The following is an 18,631-nucleotide window of genomic DNA, read 5'->3' as shown; positions in this document are numbered from 1 at the left end:
TGCTCTCCCTCGGGCTGTTCCCGCTGGAGTCGCCTCCCCTTCATTCCAATCAATTTGCATTTAAATCAAAAGTTGCCATCCCATCATGTTCCGTTTTATTTCATCCCCTTGAACGATTGCTTGATGACCAGGTATTCATCCATTTCTTCGATGAACTGGTACAACGCAGCCATTGCGAGGAATGTTTCGTGATCATTTGGCAATGGCATTTTGGCGAACTCTTCTTTTACTTTGTCGAGTTTTTCCAAAAAGCGGCTTGCTGTATTTCCTGAATGGACATGTTCGCTCAAGTCTTCCATGAAGGCTGCAATTAATGTAGCCTGCTCTGTCATTACCGGCAGTGTCGTAATTTTCGGCAACACGCGCTCTATAATTTCCAGCTGTCTTTCACGCATATCAAAATACAGATAAAATGTATTTTCTTTACGAGTCACGTGGTTTTCAACATCTTGGAATGCCAGCGCTTTTCCTGCCTCGACCACTTTTGCCATCTCAATCAGTTCGTGACCGTCCCATAATGTATCGCCATCTCTTAGATACCCTGCAATTTCTGCAAGAATTTTCTTCAATAACGACTCCAATTTTTCGCGGTGGTAATACAGGCCCTGCTGGATATCCGGCATGTACATATTTACGACTAAACCAACCCCATAACCGATTGCCATTAAGTAAAATTCATTAATTAGCAGATCGACCGTAAAATTGCCGGTCAAATAAATGTGCATCATAATTACCGAACTTGAGATAAACCCTTCCACAACCTTTAGTGAAACGATTGTCGGAATGAAAAGAATCATAACAACCCCTAAAACAATCGGCGAATAACCGAATATTTCGAAAAATATAAATGCATAAGTAATCCCGATAAATGTTGAAACAATCCGGGTGTACACTGCATGGAGAGATTTACGTTTTGTTGGTTGAATGCTTAAAATCGTCAGAATACCAGCTGCCGTGAAAAACTGCAAATCAAAATATTGGGCAATTGCTATCGCAACAGCAGCACCAATGGCTGTTTTTAAAGTACGATAGCCGATTGAAAATTTCTTCATATCGGTTGAACTCCCCCGTTATAGCTGTGCAGCGGGTACGTTCAATACGCACCCGTTACACAATAACTCTAGTAGTATTAGATTTCTTCGCAGTTTTCCTCGAAGTGCCCTTGAAGGTTTGTTACAACACTCATTGGGTCATGTCCTTCGATTTCAAAGCGGCCAACTTCTCCTACAACTTGTCCATCTTTCAATAAAATGAATGATGGTGATGATGGGATGTGATCTTCACCGAAATAATAACGTGCAGCTGCTGTTGCCTCTTTATCTTGACCAGCAAATACTGTTACTAAATGGTCAGGACGTTTATCGTAATGTACAGCATGTGTTGCTGCTGGACGTGCAATACCGCCAGCACAACCACATACAGAATTCACCATAACAAGAGTTGTTCCTTTACGAGCAAACGCTGCTTCCACATCTTCCGGAGTGCGCAGTTGTTCATAACCTGCTGCTTCCATCTCTGCACGTGCAGTCGTTGTAATTTGTTGCATAAATAAATCATAATCCATGTTCATAAGCTTTTTAGCCCCTTTCTATGTTCCTTTTTATCATAGCAAGGTTACGAAAGATGTGCAAAGACTGTTGATTATCATTCATTTATTTTCATCTTTTTCGCCAAATAGTGCATTAACACCTTGTGTAACCGTCAGTTGGCCATGCAATATTTCTTCCTCAAGTGTCCGGACCTGCTTTTTGCGTTCCGGATTTTTATAGAACGAATCTATTAAATGATCGGTAATCATTGTATGGAACCAGTCGCGCGTTTGTTCATGGCGACGTGTCGTCCAATAATTCGATTGCTTAATCGTCTGCTCAAATTCCATCAGCATATCCCATACTTTGTCGAGCCCCGTTTTTTCAAGGGACGATACGGTCAGTGACGTACTGAGCCATCCAGGAGTCGATGGCTGAAGGAAATGAAGGATCTGCTTGTATTCCTGCATTGTCCGGCGTGCAGGGCGCATATTGTCACCGTCCGCTTTATGAACGATAATGCCGTCTGCAAGCTCCATAATGCCCTTCTTCATCCCTTGAAGCTCATCTCCCGCACCTGTTAAGACTAGCAGCAGGAAGAAGTCGACCATGCCGCGCACATACGTTTCACTCTGACCGACACCGACTGTTTCAATCAAAATGACGTCATAGCCTGCCGCTTCACATAACAGCATCGTTTCGCGGGACTTTTTATGGACACCGCCTAATGTACCGGCACTCGGTGATGGACGGACAAAGGCATTTTCCTGGCGTACCAGTTCTTCCATTCGTGTTTTGTCCCCTAAAATACTGCCGCCTGAAAGCGAAGAGCTCGGGTCGATTGCAAGAACCGCAACGCGCTTGCCCATTTTGCACAGCATCGTACCGAATGCTTCGATAAACGAACTTTTCCCCGCACCCGGTACACCGGTGATGCCAATACGGATTGAATTGCCCGTATAAGGCAACAGCTCCTGCAGCAGCTTCTGTGCTTCTTCCTTATGGGCATTGTTCGAGCTTTCAATGAGCGTAATCGCTTTTGCGAGCGAAGTACGGTTACCCGCACGTACTTCGCCAGCCAGCGTCTGTAGATCAAGTGCTTCCTGCTTTTTTTTCCGGAACCTTTTCGGGTTTGAATAGCTCATACCATCATGACCACCCTTCACACCATCCATGACAAATAAAGCGCTTTTCTCGTCTTGTGGCATCACTACTCTGCCACTTCCTCATAACCTAACTTTTTATAAATTTCTTCTATAATGCGGATCGCCGATACTGGAATCACAGTACCTGGCCCGAAGATCGCCGCAGCACCTGCTTCATACAGGAACTCATAGTCTTGAGCCGGGATTACCCCGCCGCAAATGACGATAATGTCCTCGCGACCTAATTTCTTCAATTCAGCTACAAGTTCAGGCACTAATGTTTTATGACCTGCTGCTAAAGAAGATACTCCGATACAGTGTACATCGTTTTCATTTGCCATTTGTGCAGTTTCTTCCGGTGTCATGAACAACGGAGAAATATCGACATCGAAACCTAAGTCCGCATAACCAGTTGCAACAACCTTCGCACCACGGTCATGTCCGTCTTGTCCCATCTTCGCCACTAAAATACGTGGACGGCGACCTTCTGCTTCCAGGAAGTCTTCTGTCATTTGCTTCACTTCAGAAATCATTTCATCATCCGAGAAGTTTGCAGAGTAGACACCAGAAATTGAACGGATAACCGCTTTATGACGGCCAGATACTGCTTCAATCGCATCCGAAATTTCACCTAATGATGCACGTGCTCTTGCTGCATCCACTGCAACAGCTAATAAGTTTTCAGAGCCGTCTTCAGCCGCTTTTGTTAAACGTGCTAAATGTTTTTGTACTTCCACTTCATCACGTGTAGCCTTCATTTTTTCAAGACGAGCAATTTGTGATTCGCGTACGATCGCATTGTCGATATCCAAAATGTCGATTGGATCTTCTTCCGCAAGGCGGTATTTGTTTACGCCGACAATCGTCTCTGTTTTTGAATCGATTTTCGCCTGACGTTTAGCCGCTGCTTCCTCAACTTTCATTTTTGGAAGTCCTGTCTCAATCGCTTTCGCCATTCCGCCAAGAGCTTCGATTTCTTCGATTAATGCCCATGCTTTTTCTGTCAGCTCTTCTGTCAGCTTTTCAACATAGTACGAGCCGCCCCATGGATCGATTACTTTAGTCATTCCTGTTTCTTCCTGCAGGAATAGCTGTGTATTACGTGCAATTCGAGCCGAGAAGTCCGTCGGTAAAGCAATTGCTTCGTCCAGTGCGTTCGTATGAAGCGACTGAGTATGGCCCATTGCAGCCGCGTTCGCTTCGATCAATGTACGTGTTACGTTATTGAATGGATCTTGTTCCGTTAAACTCCAGCCTGATGTTTGCGAGTGTGTACGCAATGCAAGAGCCTTCGAGTTTTTCGGATTGAATGTAGACATCATTTGTGCCCAAATGCGACGTGCTGCACGCATTTTTGCAACTTCCATGTAATAGTTCATACCGATCGCCCAGAAGAACGATAAACGCGGTGCAAATGCATCAATGTCAATGCCCGCTTTTAAACCAGTACGTACATATTCAAGACCGTCAGCCAATGTATACGCAAGCTCGATATCATTTGTCGCACCCGCTTCTTGAATATGGTAACCCGAAATAGAAATCGAATTGAATTTCGGCATGAATTTCGCGGTATATTCAAAAATGTCTGCAATAATTTTCATCGACATTGCCGGTGGATAAATATATGTGTTACGTACCATATATTCTTTTAAAATGTCGTTTTGGATCGTACCGGCCAATTTATCAGGCGATACTCCTTGTTCTTCAGCTGCAACGATGTAGAACGCAAGAATCGGTAATACTGCACCGTTCATCGTCATCGATACCGACATTTGATCAAGTGGAATGCCGTCGAATAAAATTTTTGCATCTTCTACTGAATCGATCGCAACGCCGGCTTTTCCGACATCCCCTGTTACACGAGGGTGATCCGAGTCATAACCGCGGTGTGTTGCCAGGTCAAATGCGACTGAAAGCCCTTTTTGACCCATTGCCAAGTTACGACGGTAAAAGGCATTTGATTCTTCCGCAGTCGAGAAACCTGCATATTGACGCACTGTCCATGGACGCGCTACATACATTGTCGGATATGGACCACGTGTATTTGGTGCAATACCAGCCACATCATTCAAATGTTTTGCGTCTTGAATATCTTCTTTATTGTAAACCGAATTCACTTCAATGCCTTCATTTGTCACGTACGAGCCTGTAGAAGTAAGTTGCTCTTGTTTTAATACATCTTCAATGACAACCGTTGCGAAATTTGCTTTACTCATTGTTGTACCCCCTTCACGCTCATCACGACATCCGACAGCTTGCGGGCGATGTTCTGACCTGCATAAATAAAGCCGTTTAAGCCATTTGCAGTCCACGCCGCTTCATCTTCTTTATACTTACCTGCTGCATCCAATACAACCGTTTGTTTATTGTTTTCTAGTAATGCCGGAACAATGGCTTTTGTATCTTCATCCGTTGCTGCTACGACTACATAGTCATAGTCGGCACTTGCAAGCCAAGTTGTTGCATCTTCAATTGTTTGGAAGCCTGCTGTTTGATATGCTACAACACCCGCTGTCGCAAAGTATCCTTGTACAAAATCTGCACGCGGCTTGTAGTTTTTCAGTTCGCCGAATGTTAAGATCGCTGCCTTGATTCCAGTTTGTGCATAAGTGGCACGTAAGTTTTCAAATGGAATGGCAAGACGTTTTACACCTGCAAATTGAGCATTTTCAGTTGTTGCTACTGTATCTTGCGGGTTTGCATAAATGTTCGTACCGATTAGTGAATGCTTGCGTGTCTCCACTTGCTTCATGCGCGCCTGATACACTTCCTCAATTTGAGCATTGATACCGTATGCTTCCAATCCGCCGGCAATTTCGATTTCCAAAAACAGTGCCCATGCTTCTTTTACATAGTCAGCTGTTAGTGATTCGATAAAGTACGAACCTCCTGATGGATCGATGACATTAGTTACATGTGACTCTTCTTTCGTAACAAGGGAAACATTGCGCGCAATACGGATCGATTGCCCTGATACACCTGTCAATGCATCATGCGGATGTACCGTAATAACATCTGCACCGCCGATTGCCGCTGAGAACGCTTCATTGCCTGCACGTAATAAGTTTACATAAACATCATATTTCGAGAAGCTGCGTACCGAAGTTTCCACTACGACCGGGACAGCGCTTGCTTCATTGCCGAATGCTGAAGCAAACGCTTTCCATAATACTTTGAATGCACGAAGTTTTGCTACTTCTGCGAAGAATTGTGTATCGACAGCGAACTGTACGAAAAACTTCTGTTCAAATGCTTTAAAATCTTCAGCCGTATTCGCAAGTTTAGCTGCTTGCGCAAGCGCAATAGCAAGCTCTTGAACCGCATTAGCGCCATCATTATGGAATGGAATCGTATTTGCACAAAACGTGCGGACGTTTGGATAGTCAGCTAATTCTAATGTTTCAGGTGAAACAATATAGCCTACAACGTCTTTACGTTTAGCTTCGTCAATATATTTGAATACATCCAGCACTGCATCTTCAGCAGAAGCGACGATAAATTTAAATGAATTTTCCGATAAATAAGAAGCGAGTTTTTCGCTGTCTTGTTCAGACCAGTCAAATGCAACCGGGCTGTTGATTGTAATCATTTCATTGCCTCGCGATAAGCTATCCTCGATATTGGCAAAAAAGCTGGCTGCATCATTGCCGGCGATTTGCTGTGCAATAGTGAAGCTCGTTTGTTTTGTTAAAGAACGGATTGTTGATACTTGTTTCTCCAGTTGGTCTCCCAATTTTTCGATTAAGCTTTCTTCTGTATAAAGTGGGTCAAGCGTGATATTTTCAATTGTCTTTGTAAATAAGGATTCAAACGGTTTTCCTTTTAATGCTTTTACCGCTTCTTCCTTCCACTGCTCATAGCTAGCTGTTTGAAATTCGATCTCTTTCATATTCATTGACATGTGGTCGCTAAGTAGCTTCCCCCCTTGTTATATTTCTGTACTATAGTTTACACGAGAATGTTCTGACAATAAAGAGAAAAAAAACGTGAAAGCCTTATTTTACAGGCTTTCACGGCATTTTTAGTAGACTGACATCTTCTGTTTATCGACATTTTCGAGAATTTCTTTCACACGAGATAAGAATTTACCACAAATCATGCCATCTAAAATTCTATGATCTAAAGATAAACATAAATTTACCATAGAGCGTGGAGCAATCATATTACCCTGTACTATTACAGGTCTTTTTACAATACTTTCCACCTGCAAAATTGCTGCCTGTGGATGATTGATAATGCCCATCGACTGAACAGAACCAAATGATCCGGTATTGTTGACTGTAAATGTACCACCTTGCATATGTTCCAATTTCAGTTTTCCGTTGCGTACAAGATGTGCATATTCATGAATTTCCTTCGCGATGCCTTTAATCGATTTTTCATCGACATTTTTGATAACCGGCACGAATAGTGCATCATCAGTAGCTACAGCAATCGATAAATTAATATCTTTCTTTTGAATAATTTTATCTTCCGCCCATACAGAGTTGATGATCGGGAATTCTTTTAGCGCCTGGGAGACCGCTTTTAGGAAAAATGCAAAATACGTTAGGTTGAAGCCTTCTTTTTTCTTGAAATCTTCTTTTATGCTGTCACGGTATTCAACAAGCTCTGTCACATCGACTTCCATCATCATCCATGCATGCGGAATTTCATGTGCGCTACGCAGCATATTTTTCGCAATTGCTTTACGGACTTGCGTAACCGGAATTTCAATATCTCCAGCAGCAACAGGGATTTCCTGTTTCGGCTGAGGCGACGATACCGGTTCTTGTGTAGAGCCTTGTGCTGACTCTTGCGAAGACGATTCTTGTTTTGGCTCCGCGAATGCTGTTGGTTGTTCGTCATTCGAAATATCCTGACTTGTCGGCTTACCCGCAGCAACATAGGCTTCAACATCTTTTCTTGTGATCCGATTGCCGACACCTGTGCCGGTAATTTGGGCCAAGTCGACATCGTGTTCATTGGCCAATGCTAAAACTGCAGGTGAAAAACGACCAGGCTTGCGTTCTGTGCGCACCGGTTTGTCTTCTTTTTTTGCTGCTGGTTTTTCTTCTTCTTTTTTCTGTGGGCCGGCATTTAGAATTGCCGAGCTGACATTCGAGCTTTTTTCTACTGGTGCTGGCGGCATTTCTGAGCCTTCCACTTCAATCGCGCATACAACTGCGCCTACCGGCAATGTTTCGCCTTCGTTTGCGATTAATTCTGTAATTACCCCTGCAAACGAAGAAGGGATTTCGGCATTAACTTTATCTGTTGTTACTTCTGCTAATGGATCATATTTATTTACTTTGTCTCCCACTTGGACAAGCCAGCGTTCAATCTTACCTTCTGTCACACTTTCTCCAAGTTGCGGCATGACGATATTTTGAATTGTCATTAAACAATCCCCCTTTAACTAATAGGCCTTATTTCAAAAAAGTTGCAAGCCAAATATAGATACTTGAATTAAATAAGGGCATCTCAAAATATATGAGTTGATTTCCATTTCAGGGAGGACGCTTTCCGCGGGCCCGGCTCGAGCCTGTAGTCTCTCCCACAGGCTGTTCCCGCAGGAAGCTTGCTTGTGACTGTCGCTTACGCTTTCGTCACAGAGAAAATCTTGTAGCGAAAGGCGCTAGCCGTCAGCTTGTGTTTTAGCAGTGCGAAAGGTGAAACCGTCAGCACGAACACTCGCCTCCCTTCCATTCCAATCAACTCTTTTCTCTACAAAATTGTAGCTTAAATATTCTGTCCCTTATTCTATTAACTAGAATTCAGCGAGTTCGCGAATTGCTTTTTCTACTTTGTCGGGATTAATCATGAAGAACTTTTCCATTGTTGGTGCGTATGGCATTGCAGGTACATCCGGTCCCGCGAGACGCTTGATCGGTGCATCCAGTTCAAATAGGCAATGCTCTCCAATGATGGCCGCCACTTCACTTATAATACTGCCTTCTTTATTGTCCTCTGTGATAAGAAGGATTTTCCCTGTTTTTCTTGCTGCTTCAATAATAGCTTCTTGATCTAACGGGTAAACAGTACGCAAATCTAAAATGTGCGTTTCGATGCCGTCTTTTGCCAGGCGTTCTGCTGCCTGCAATGCAAAATGTACTGCAAGACCGTACGTAATGACGGTTACATCATCACCTTCGCGCTTCACATCGGCTTTTCCGATCGGCAATGTATAATCATCTGACGGCACTTCACCTTTAATAAGACGGTATGCACGTTTATGTTCGAAAAACAGTACCGGATCCGGATCGCGAATGGCTGCTTTTAACAGGCCTTTTGCATCATATGGTGTTGACGGAATGACAATCTTCAATCCAGGAGTCCCTGCAAACATCGCTTCAACCGATTGTGAGTGATAAAGGGCACCATGAATTCCCCCACCAAACGGAGCACGCACAACTAAAGGACAGCTCCAGTCATTGTTTGAGCGGTAACGAATTTTTGCCGCTTCCGAAACAATCTGATTTACAGCAGGCATAATAAAGTCCGCAAACTGCATTTCAGCAATCGGACGCATGCCGTACATCGCTGCACCGATGGCGACACCGGCAATCGCACTTTCCGCTAACGGTGTATCCAATACACGTGCTTCGCCGAATTTGTCATACAGACCTGTTGTCGCTTTGAACACGCCGCCTTTTAACCCAACATCTTCACCTAATACGAAGACGCGGTCATCTCGCTCCATTTCTTCTTTCATCGCTAAGTTAATCGCATCAATATAAGAAATTACCGGCATTACGCATCTTCTCCTTCCGCATACACAAAACGCAATGCATGTTCTGGCGAGGCATAGGCTGCATTTTCTGCATAATCTGTCGCTTCATTGACAGTATCCATAATTTTTTTGTTCATTTCTTCCAATAGCGCATCATCCGCTATACCGTTGTCTTTTAAGTATGTTTCAAATAAAATAATCGGGTCTTTTGCTTTTCCTTCTGCAATATCCTCAGCTGTACGATATTGACGATCATCATCATCCGAAGAATGGGCTGTCAATCGGAACGAAACCGTTTCGATCAGTGAAGGCCCTTCACCGCGACGTGCACGATCAGCCGCTTCTTTCACCACTTTGTATACTTCCAGCGGATTTTTGCCGTCTACCGTTACACCAGGCATCCCGTAGCCGATTGCACGGTCTGATACTTGTGCACAGCCCAGTTGACGCTCAACCGGTACAGAAATTGCATATTGGTTGTTTTCTACCATGATAATAACCGGCAATTTATGCACGCCCGCAAAGTTTGCTCCTTCATGGAAGTCCCCTTGGTTTGACGAACCTTCACCGAGCGTTACAAATGTGATAAAGTCCTTTTGCTGCATTTTTCCTGCAAGTGCAACACCGACCGCGTGCGGTACTTGTGTCGTTACAGGAGAAGAACCCGTAAGTATACGATTTTTCTTTTGCCCGAAATGCCCCGGCATTTGACGCCCGCCAGAGTTCGGATCTTCCGCTTTCGCAAACGCCGAAAGCATTAAATCTTTAGCAGTCATCCCAAAATGAAGGACAACCCCCATATCACGATAGTACGGCGCAATATAATCCTTTGTATGATCAAGGGCAAAGGCAGCACCTACTTGAGCCGCCTCCTGTCCTTGGCATGAAATAACAAATGGTATTTTGCCAGCACGGTTTAACAGCCACATCCGCTCATCAATACGGCGTGCCATTAACATTGTTTCGTACATTTTCAGTACATCTTCATCCGTTAATCCCAATTGTTCATGTGTAATATTAGTGTCCGTCATAAAATACCCCCTTGTCGCTGTTAAAAATGAATTGCTTTGCCTTCAATCGCCAGTGCGGCTTCCCCAATAATTTCGCTTAGCGAAGGATGCAAATGCACCATCTGTCCAACTTCCCATGGTGAGGCATTTAAAAACAAGCCAAGTGCAGCTTCAGAAATTAAATCCGTTGCATGTGGTCCGATTAAATGGACCCCGACAACATCATTCGAACTTTCATCGGCAACTACTTTCACAAAGCCTGCTGTTTCACCATACACAATCGCTTTACCGATCGCTTTAAACGGGAATGTTGTTGTCACAACTTTATAGCCGTTGTTTTTCGCTTGCTCTTCCGTAAGGCCGACACTTGCGACTTCCGGATTACTGTAGACGCCTCGTGCAATATTTGCATAATGCAGTGGAATCGAATTCTGTCCCGCAATATGCTCGACAGCACGTATTCCTTCATGTGAAGCAACATGTGCCAACTGCATTCCACCGATAACATCTCCTATAGCATATATATGACGTTCTTTCGTCTGGAAATGTTCGTTTACTGAAATATATCCATTGTCCAGTTCGATTTCCGTATTCTCCAAGCCGATGTTTGACGTGTTCGCTATCCTTCCAACTGATAGTAAAAGTGCTTCCGCTGAAATGGTTTCATCATTCACTTGTAGTGATACATTTTCCTTTGTATCAATTGCGGAAGGATCAAGTTTTACATTGAAATGAACATTCACCCCGCGCTTTTTTAAAGATTTCAGCATCTCCGCGGAAATGGCTGCATCTTCAGTCGGCAACAAACGATCACCTAGCTCGATAATCGTGACTTCAACATCGAAATCAGTGAGCATTGACGCCCATTCGACACCAATTACGCCACCACCGATAATAATAGCTGACTTCGGGAGCTTTTCGATTGTCAGGAATTCATCTGATGTGAATACTTTTTTCCCATCAACTTTCAATCCGTCCAATGTTCGAGGGCGAGAACCCGTCGCAATGATGACGTTTTGCGGCACAAGCATTTCATTCTCTGTGCCATCATTCATTTCCACTGAAATCGTACCTGGCATCGGCGAGAAAATAGATGGTCCTAAAATGCGGCCGAAACCATCATATACGTCGATCTTTCCTTTTTTCATCAAGTGCTGGACACCTTTGTAAAGCTTATCTACAACGGTAGCCTTTCTTTGTTGGACACGTTCAAAATCGATTTTGACGTCATTTACTTCCACCCCAAAATCAAGTGCCTTTTTCGATTGCACATATACTTCCGCACTTCGGAGCAATGCTTTAGTTGGAATACAGCCCGCATGCAGGCATGTACCCCCCATTTTATTTTTTTCGACGATTGCCGTTTTCAATCCGAGCTGTGACGCACGAATCGCGGCTACATAACCGCCTGTGCCTCCGCCTAAAATAACGACATCATAATCTTTCGCCATAACCGACACCCCTTTTTCCAGTTACAAAATCAATTTCTTCTTTCGTAATCGCGTATTAGCGACCGTTTAAAATATTTTTTTCGTTTTGAAGGAACTGACTGCGGGATTTTGCTACACGAGCAATACGCTCTTCTGCCAAACGGTTTGCTGCTAAATATGTTGGAATATCTTCTTCTTTTGAAATTGCAAAAATCTTTTCCAAGCTTGTGTAGATCGTTTCTACACGCTTCATTGCACGCTCGCGATTATAGCCGTATAACTCGTCTGCTACGTTAATAACCCCACCTGCATTAATCACATAATCCGGTGCATAAACAATCCCTAAATCATGCAGTACTTTACCATGTCTTGATTCTGCCAGCTGATTGTTTGCAGATCCAGCAATAACCTTCGCTTTGAATGTCGGAATCGTCTGATCATTGACAATTGCGCCAAGAGCACATGGTGAGAAAATATCCACATCTTGTGCGTAAATTTCATCAGGTGCTACAGCTACTGCTCCAAAGTCTGCAACGACACGATCGATTGCTTGCTGATTAATGTCAGTTACGATTAGTTTCGCTCCTTCTTTATGCAAGTATTCACATAATGTGTACGCAACATTCCCAAGACCTTGAACTGCTACTTTACGGCCTGCCAGCGAGTCATCTCCAAATGCTTCTTTCGCTGCTGCCTTCATCCCTAAAAATACACCATACGCTGTAATTGGCGAAGGATTGCCAGAGCTGCCGAATGCCGGAGAAATACCTGTTACATAATTTGTTTCTTCATGAATTAAATCCATATCTGCAACCGTTGTACCGACATCTTCTGCCGTAATATATCGACCATTCAAACCTTGAATGAAACGTCCTAATGCACGGAACATTTCTTCATTTTTATCCTTGAACGGATCTCCAATAATAACTGTTTTACCGCCACCTAAATTTAAGCCTGCTGCCGCATTTTTATAAGTCATACCGCGTGCTAGACGAAGTGCATCTTCAATAGCTGCTTCCTCTGAGGCATATGTCCACATGCGCGAACCCCCAAGAGCTGGTCCCAATGTTGTATCATGAATAGCAATAACCGCTTTTAACCCCGATGCCTCATCTTGGCAAAAGACTACTTGTTCAAAATCATATTTCTGCATGTACTTGAAAATTTCCATAACACTATACCCCTCCACTCAAGAAAGCGCTTACTTTCTCGTATATTATTATTTTCTGTTAATTAAAGATAATAAATACTTAAATTTGTATAATTTTATTATCGTTATTTTTACAATACTTATAAATCTAAAAGGATGCAACTAGAAATCCTTAATTTGATTTAAATTAGAATATTCGGACAATTTTTACGCAAAATCAAATTTGAAAACCACGCAAAATTACTTTCGAAAAAACTATTTCAATATAGTAATTTAAGTTTTATTGTACTCATCCCATATTTCCATTCTATGAATCTATACCCGATTATTGACTTTCTCTGCCTGCATTGTAAAATTAAGTGATACTAAAAATAATCTGAGACATTGTTTCATTTACTGTTTTTTGTCTGAAGGAGGTCTGTAAATGGCACGTATGGCTGCATTTATCGTACTAGTCATTCCCGCAATTTTAATGGCTGCCGGGATAAAATTTATGCGAGACACATTATTCGGTATTTTAATTTCACCATTTCCTTGGATTTGGTTACAATTCGTCGTCGGTGCCATATTCTTTGCCGTTTCATTTTTATTTTTTGCAGGGTTTTTACTGTACCGGGATCGCAAGCGTGGTAAAGTATCGGAGCGCTGGCAGAAATAAAGACAAAACAAAAAATCAAATTTCTCTTTATAGGGAAATTTGATTTTTTTCGTATATTCAGTTAATTCTTCAATGAAGAAGAGTAATGTTATTGTGGCATTCCACAAAATTATTAGGGTAAAAGTAAATAGGGAATTACTTCCACATTTCATTTAAATAAAATCAAACTTGTCGATTTTTCTGGGCTTCCTGAACTAAATGCGGAAAATCCGTAATCCACCCTTTTACAATCGAATGGGGATTTTTTAAGAAAGATTCATTTCCCTGGATTGCGTAAAAACGCATGCCGATATTAGCCGTTTTACAGGCCTCTAAATATTGATCTTTATAGTACCGTTTATGTGCATGTATCGCATCGAAAAAATTTTGCTCCGCTAATGTGGCCCAATAGAATTTTCTCGTAATAATATACGCCGTCTCGATGTCCGGGCGAATCTCTTTCACAATCTTTAGCAGAGAATCATGGAATGAAGAGAAATGGCTGTTTTCAGGTAAGCTGATCGTTTGCAGTAATTCCTTCAGAACATGCTCATTCGTTAATAGCGACTCTTTCAGCTCTACATTCAACGCAATATTTTCGGCATTCGCCCATTCCAGTACGTCGGCAAAGGCAATCATCCGGTCACGACGAAACAGCCGTTTAAACCGCGGACCTAATTTATAGTGAATGAGCTCGTCATAAGAACACTGATTGACCATTTTATTAATACCGGCCAGTCTCTTTAAGTCATTGTCATGGAATACCACTAAAATACCATCATTTGAAACTTGGAGATCCAGTTCAATGCCATCTGCCCCAAGTTCTTTCGCTTTTTTAAAGGCAGCAAACGTATTTTCTAAGTGAAAGCTTGATGCCCCTCGGTGGGCAAAAATGGGTATGTTATTCATTATACATTCAACTCTCCATTTTCTATTAAAAATCGTCCATTTGTTATAGACGTCAAAACAGTGGACTTTTTGCCAATCTGTATATATGTACCAGGATATGCTTCTTTCGTCACATGAATCTCTGCTTTACTAACTTTGCGTAAATCGTTCATTAATTGTTTAATTTCCCGATCTAAATTCTGCGCTGTTTCTTTATTGGAAGCGAGCTTTTGTTTTGTGAGCTCCAATGCCGCCAATTGTCGTGGTGTTAACGTATGTATAACAGGAAGGATGCGTTCTATTTGTGCCTCAAGCTGCACCATATCTTCATGCATTGATTTTAGCAGCGATGCCTTGTATTGAATTACCTCAAGACTTTGTGCTCTGTTTATGCTATTAATGATTAATTCAGTCGGTCTTTCCAGTCGGTTTCCTGTAAACGCCGAAACGATTGTACTTTTTGCGATTGCAGTCCCACCGATGATTTTCCCTTTCCGCTCATCAACCAAAATGGAATGTGCAGTCAAATTTGAACCTAACGAATAAAATCCAATATTCAGATTTTGACCTGCGACTAAATGGGCATCATTTACATGTTTAACGAATATATCTCCGGCAGCTTCTACAAGTGTTTCGCCTAAACCGAATATGCCTCCTCGAATAAAAATATCCCCGTAAAGGGACTTAATCAGTTTTGCGCCGGATACACCTTCTGGATGTTCGATTGAAATATCACCATTTGCAACAACGGAAAAGCCTGGCTGGACAGTTCCTTTAATTGAGACAGATCCATTAAATTCAATATTCCCGGTTTCGATGCCGACATCACCGTCAATTGGTAAATGCTGATTCACACTCACCATTCCTTGATGTTCTTCAACTACCCCGCTTATTTTCGAGCGAAGTACCGTTTTTCCCTCTTCTTCAACTTCATAGGCCGATTTCTTGTCATAATTCAACGGCAAATCTCGCCCCAAAGGAGCAGGAATCGATTCCCCATAAATATTTATTCCCGGAATACCTGGCTGTGCATGAATTTTCTCACCAAGCCATGCGCCTTCTTCAATTTCATAAATAAAGTTCATATCATAATAATCCGCTTTGCCATCTTCTCTTATAACCGGTTTTCGCTCAGGTAATTCTAAATAGGTAATTTGTGAATCTTCACCTTTGACAGGCGGTGTTCCTTGCGCAATCAATGTTGCCTTCGCAGTGACAATCGATTCCAGTTTCACATTTAAAATACCGTACGTTATGTTATCTTCAGCTAAAAGCTTCTGAACCTTTTTTTGTATGGATTGCACATTTTCTTTTATATACTCCGCTGTCTCATATACAAAAAGCGATGCTGACATTTTATCTCGGGAAATTTCGATTACAATCGATGGAAGCCATTTACCGATTTCAACCGGGGTGTCAGTCACTTCATTTAGTCCCTCTTTTAATAATGCAAAATTCGTTAGTTTAATACGAGGATTTTGGCGCAAAATCGTTTCGAAGTCTTTTAGCATAAAACCTGGCTGTCGGGTTTGCAAATATATTTTTCCCTCATTTTTTATTATTTCAAAAAAGTGATTTTCATGAATAACCATGCCATTCCACCTCCTCATACATTACAGTATATACATATTTCTGATAATTGTTTAGTTAAAAATTGGATTGTAAGGAGGTTTTTTAGCATGTTCTTCAAATTAGCCGAAAAGTATCTGTCTCATAAGTTATAAACATCTATAATATATTATTATAGTGAACGTTGGAATTGGAGTAAATTATGATACATATCTGACAGGTCTTTTAAATATTTTTCATCCCGTGTTTCAATAGCCCTAAGTGTACGATTGATCATTAAAATATCTAGTTCGATGGAATTGGTTAGGTTTTGATGGTTAATATTATTTTCGATAATCTCGTTTCTTAATGTACCCAGCTCATTTAAATAATTTTCAAGCTCAATTTCCATCGTTTGAAGCTGTGTATTACTCAATGTACCGAGCAGTAATATATCGTTATAGCATATCTCACGTTGAACATGTAATTCTTCTTTATATTTTTTTACAACCTCATCCGGAGAATTGGCCGTTGTCGTAGGAGACGCATCAAAATCTTGCGGAAATCTTACTAGCAGAAAAAACGTCAGCACGCCCAGAAGGATCAATACGAATTTCCATCGTTTCATTTATCATCGCTCCTTATTGGTTATCCCCCTATTCTACTGTGAAATTATATTAATAATGTGAAATTAATATTAAAATCCTATGACAACAAAAAAAGTGCCCAGCACCAGCTAGACACAAATAGAACAATACGTTTTCAAACATATTATCCAAAGAAAGGAGGTAAAAACGAAGACGAAGAATTTCTTAGCCTTGCTATCTAATTTTACCCGTTGTTATTTTTTGTTAAACGTTAATTACAAATATTTTTATTCACGTAATACGATTTACGATTTACCCAAATTATAGTTTCGCAAAGTCTAAAAAATCTCTTTTTAGGTTAAAATACTCATAAATTACCAATGAATGTAAAAGGATGATTATGAAATGAGTGTAATTGTACTTGATAACAAAAGGCTTTTTCTAAAAAGGATTAAAAATTATGAGTTGAATTCAGAAAAAATCTATTATAGAAATGATAAAGCAGAGGAAAGATTTCTTTTCCTGTTCCTTATGAATGAGGAGGAACTTTGGAGTGAATATAAGTTCAAATATTTATATATTCAGATGTTTGATGGCAGTGAATATAAATATTTTTCCGATAAAAAATTATATAGAATTTTAAAGAAAATGGATGAATACTTTAAAGAAGCTGGAATTAGTGAGATAGAAGACTGCTCTTATAATAGTTCGGAAGACTGTTACTATGTTAGTGAAGATTTGAAAGAAATAATGGAAACCGATGAGCATCTAGCGCAAGCTATTGATAGTTATGTAATAATCAAGGATACGTTCATATTCGTTGATGAAGACATTTCAATTATAGCGGATAGGATGGATAATTCCTTTGGAACGGTATAAAGAAGTCAAAATAAAAAAGCCTTCTTAAACTGTCGATAGAAACTGTTTAAGAAGGCTTAATTAGTAATGTAGTATTCTTGTAATAAAAAATAAGTTTCCGAGGTAAAATGCCCTCAATTTATTAGCTCGCTACCATCTCAATACGGATTTTGTCCGCAATCATCGCAATAAATTCTGAGTTTGTCGGTTTTGATTTCATATGGTGCACGGTATAGCCGAACAATTCCGAAATGTTCTCATAGCTGCCTCGGTTCCAGGCTACTTCAATCGCATGGCGAATAGCACGTTCCACACGTGACGGGGTTGTCCCGAATTTCTTCGCGATTTCCGGATATAAAATTTTTGTAACTGAGCTTAGCAACTCAATATCATTGTAAACCATCTGGATCGCTTCACGTAAGTAAGCGTATCCTTTTATATGTGCAGGTACACCAATCTCTTTAATGATGCCTGTAATCGTTGTATCTAATAAGCGTGTGTCCATTTTCGCAGGGGTACTCGTTGATAAAACCGGTACACGTTTTTCCTGTTCGACTTTCTTGCCTGCACAATGCAGAATTTTTTGAACAAGCTGCTCAAATTCAAAAGGCTTTAACATGAAATAAGATGCACCGTAATTCACAGCCTGCTTCATGACATCTTCTTGGCCAAAAGCAGTTAGCATAATGACTTGTGTCTGTGTATGACGCTCATCGTTATACATCTCTTCCAAGACAGCCAGTCCATCCAAATGCGGCATAATGATATCCAATAGCAGAACATCAATTTTATGCTCTTCCAACATTTTAATACAGATTTTTCCGTTAGACGCTGTTGCAACAATTTCAATTTGCGGATGATTCGTAAAATACACTTCCATCATTTTAACTAATTCGCGATTATCATCAGCAATCGCAATTTTCACCTTTGACAAACAAAATCCCCCTTTAAATTCTATTTCTTATATATTCATTACAATAGCAAATTGTATGAGTTTTCTTACAAATGTCCAAACTTCTTGTGTAATACAATTGTAACAAAAATGAGCGACAGTTGTCTTTCGATCTCTCTTATTTTGCATTGTCCTTTAGTGAAGTTTCGACAGAATTACTAAATTTCCTTTTCTTTCATAAAAAA

At 41.1% G+C, this 18,631-nt stretch carries 16 protein-coding genes; 2 read left to right on the top strand and 14 right to left on the bottom strand.

Annotated features, from left to right (window positions below):
• Positions 1-95 precede the first annotated feature (95 nt).
• From ACQKN3_RS02710 to ACQKN3_RS02665, 10 genes are all read right to left on the bottom strand, one after another.
• The gene (locus ACQKN3_RS02710) at positions 96-1,052 is read right to left on the bottom strand and encodes an aromatic acid exporter family protein (RefSeq protein WP_251687096.1); all 957 of its coding nucleotides are present in this window, start codon (positions 1,050-1,052) and stop codon (positions 96-98) included.
• 77 nt (positions 1,053-1,129) lie between these two features.
• Positions 1,130-1,570 (bottom strand): BrxA/BrxB family bacilliredoxin, encoded by a 441-nt coding sequence (locus tag ACQKN3_RS02705; RefSeq protein WP_251687094.1) that lies wholly within the window; start codon positions 1,568-1,570, stop codon positions 1,130-1,132.
• A gap of 78 nt (positions 1,571-1,648) precedes the next feature.
• Complete coding sequence (gene meaB / locus ACQKN3_RS02700; RefSeq protein ID WP_251689995.1) at positions 1,649-2,737, bottom strand: methylmalonyl Co-A mutase-associated GTPase MeaB; 1,089 nt, start codon at positions 2,735-2,737, stop codon at positions 1,649-1,651.
• Positions 2,738-2,739: 2 nt separating this feature from the next.
• Entirely contained in the window at positions 2,740-4,890 is a 2,151-nt protein-coding gene (gene scpA, locus ACQKN3_RS02695; protein WP_427709175.1) for a methylmalonyl-CoA mutase, read from the bottom strand.
• Positions 4,887-6,569, bottom strand: coding sequence for a methylmalonyl-CoA mutase family protein (locus ACQKN3_RS02690; RefSeq protein ID WP_427709173.1), 1,683 nt, complete (start codon positions 6,567-6,569; stop codon positions 4,887-4,889). The genes scpA and ACQKN3_RS02690 overlap by 4 nt, the downstream gene beginning before the upstream one ends.
• 126 nt (positions 6,570-6,695) lie before the next feature.
• Positions 6,696-8,054: a dihydrolipoamide acetyltransferase family protein gene (locus tag ACQKN3_RS02685; RefSeq protein ID WP_251687088.1), complete on the bottom strand. Its 1,359-nt coding sequence runs from the start codon at positions 8,052-8,054 to the stop codon at positions 6,696-6,698.
• Positions 8,055-8,423: 369 nt separating this feature from the next.
• Positions 8,424-9,407 (bottom strand): alpha-ketoacid dehydrogenase subunit beta, encoded by a 984-nt coding sequence (locus tag ACQKN3_RS02680; protein WP_427709170.1) that lies wholly within the window; start codon positions 9,405-9,407, stop codon positions 8,424-8,426.
• A complete protein-coding gene (locus ACQKN3_RS02675; RefSeq protein WP_079527564.1) occupies positions 9,407-10,417 on the bottom strand; it encodes a thiamine pyrophosphate-dependent dehydrogenase E1 component subunit alpha in 1,011 nt (336 codons plus the stop codon). Before ACQKN3_RS02675 ends, ACQKN3_RS02680 begins: the two co-directional genes overlap by 1 nt.
• 20 nt (positions 10,418-10,437) lie before the next feature.
• A complete protein-coding gene (gene lpdA / locus ACQKN3_RS02670) occupies positions 10,438-11,847 on the bottom strand; it encodes a dihydrolipoyl dehydrogenase (protein WP_251687084.1) in 1,410 nt (469 codons plus the stop codon).
• A gap of 55 nt (positions 11,848-11,902) precedes the next feature.
• Positions 11,903-12,997 (bottom strand): Leu/Phe/Val dehydrogenase, encoded by a 1,095-nt coding sequence (locus ACQKN3_RS02665; protein ID WP_251687082.1) that lies wholly within the window; start codon positions 12,995-12,997, stop codon positions 11,903-11,905.
• Between the two features lie 403 nt (positions 12,998-13,400).
• Here ACQKN3_RS02665 and ACQKN3_RS02660 point away from each other — a divergent pair, with 403 nt between their 5' ends.
• On the top strand, positions 13,401-13,634 hold the full coding sequence (locus ACQKN3_RS02660) for a DUF2627 domain-containing protein (protein WP_251687080.1): 234 nt from the start codon (positions 13,401-13,403) through the stop codon (positions 13,632-13,634).
• Positions 13,635-13,796: 162 nt separating this feature from the next.
• On the opposite strand, the gene ACQKN3_RS02655 is transcribed toward ACQKN3_RS02660, so the two are convergent.
• From ACQKN3_RS02655 to ACQKN3_RS02645, 3 genes are all read right to left on the bottom strand, one after another.
• On the bottom strand, positions 13,797-14,522 hold the full coding sequence (locus tag ACQKN3_RS02655; protein ID WP_427709166.1) for a glycerophosphodiester phosphodiesterase: 726 nt from the start codon (positions 14,520-14,522) through the stop codon (positions 13,797-13,799).
• The gene (locus ACQKN3_RS02650) at positions 14,522-16,093 is read right to left on the bottom strand and encodes a DUF342 domain-containing protein (RefSeq protein WP_427709164.1); all 1,572 of its coding nucleotides are present in this window, start codon (positions 16,091-16,093) and stop codon (positions 14,522-14,524) included. The genes ACQKN3_RS02655 and ACQKN3_RS02650 overlap by 1 nt, the downstream gene beginning before the upstream one ends.
• A 149-nt stretch (positions 16,094-16,242) precedes the next feature.
• Positions 16,243-16,677 carry a hypothetical protein gene (locus ACQKN3_RS02645; RefSeq protein WP_251687074.1) on the bottom strand — a complete coding sequence of 145 codons (435 nt, stop codon included), beginning with the start codon at positions 16,675-16,677 and terminating at the stop codon, positions 16,243-16,245.
• Positions 16,678-17,041: 364 nt separating this feature from the next.
• Here ACQKN3_RS02645 and ACQKN3_RS02640 point away from each other — a divergent pair, with 364 nt between their 5' ends.
• Positions 17,042-17,515, top strand: coding sequence for a DNA polymerase III subunit alpha (locus ACQKN3_RS02640; RefSeq protein WP_427709162.1), 474 nt, complete (start codon positions 17,042-17,044; stop codon positions 17,513-17,515).
• A 121-nt stretch (positions 17,516-17,636) separates the two neighbouring features.
• Here ACQKN3_RS02640 and spo0A read toward each other — a convergent pair whose 3' ends face one another.
• Positions 17,637-18,428, bottom strand: coding sequence for a sporulation transcription factor Spo0A (gene spo0A / locus ACQKN3_RS02635; RefSeq protein WP_251687068.1), 792 nt, complete (start codon positions 18,426-18,428; stop codon positions 17,637-17,639).
• Positions 18,429-18,631: the final 203 nt, after the last annotated feature.

It is taken from the genome of Solibacillus sp. NPDC093137 (assembly GCF_050280445.1).
GTDB lineage: Bacteria > Bacillota > Bacilli > Bacillales_A > Planococcaceae > Solibacillus > Solibacillus isronensis_B.
The sequence above is the reverse complement of the archived record's forward strand: the minus strand, read 5'-3'. Positions and strand labels throughout refer to the sequence as shown.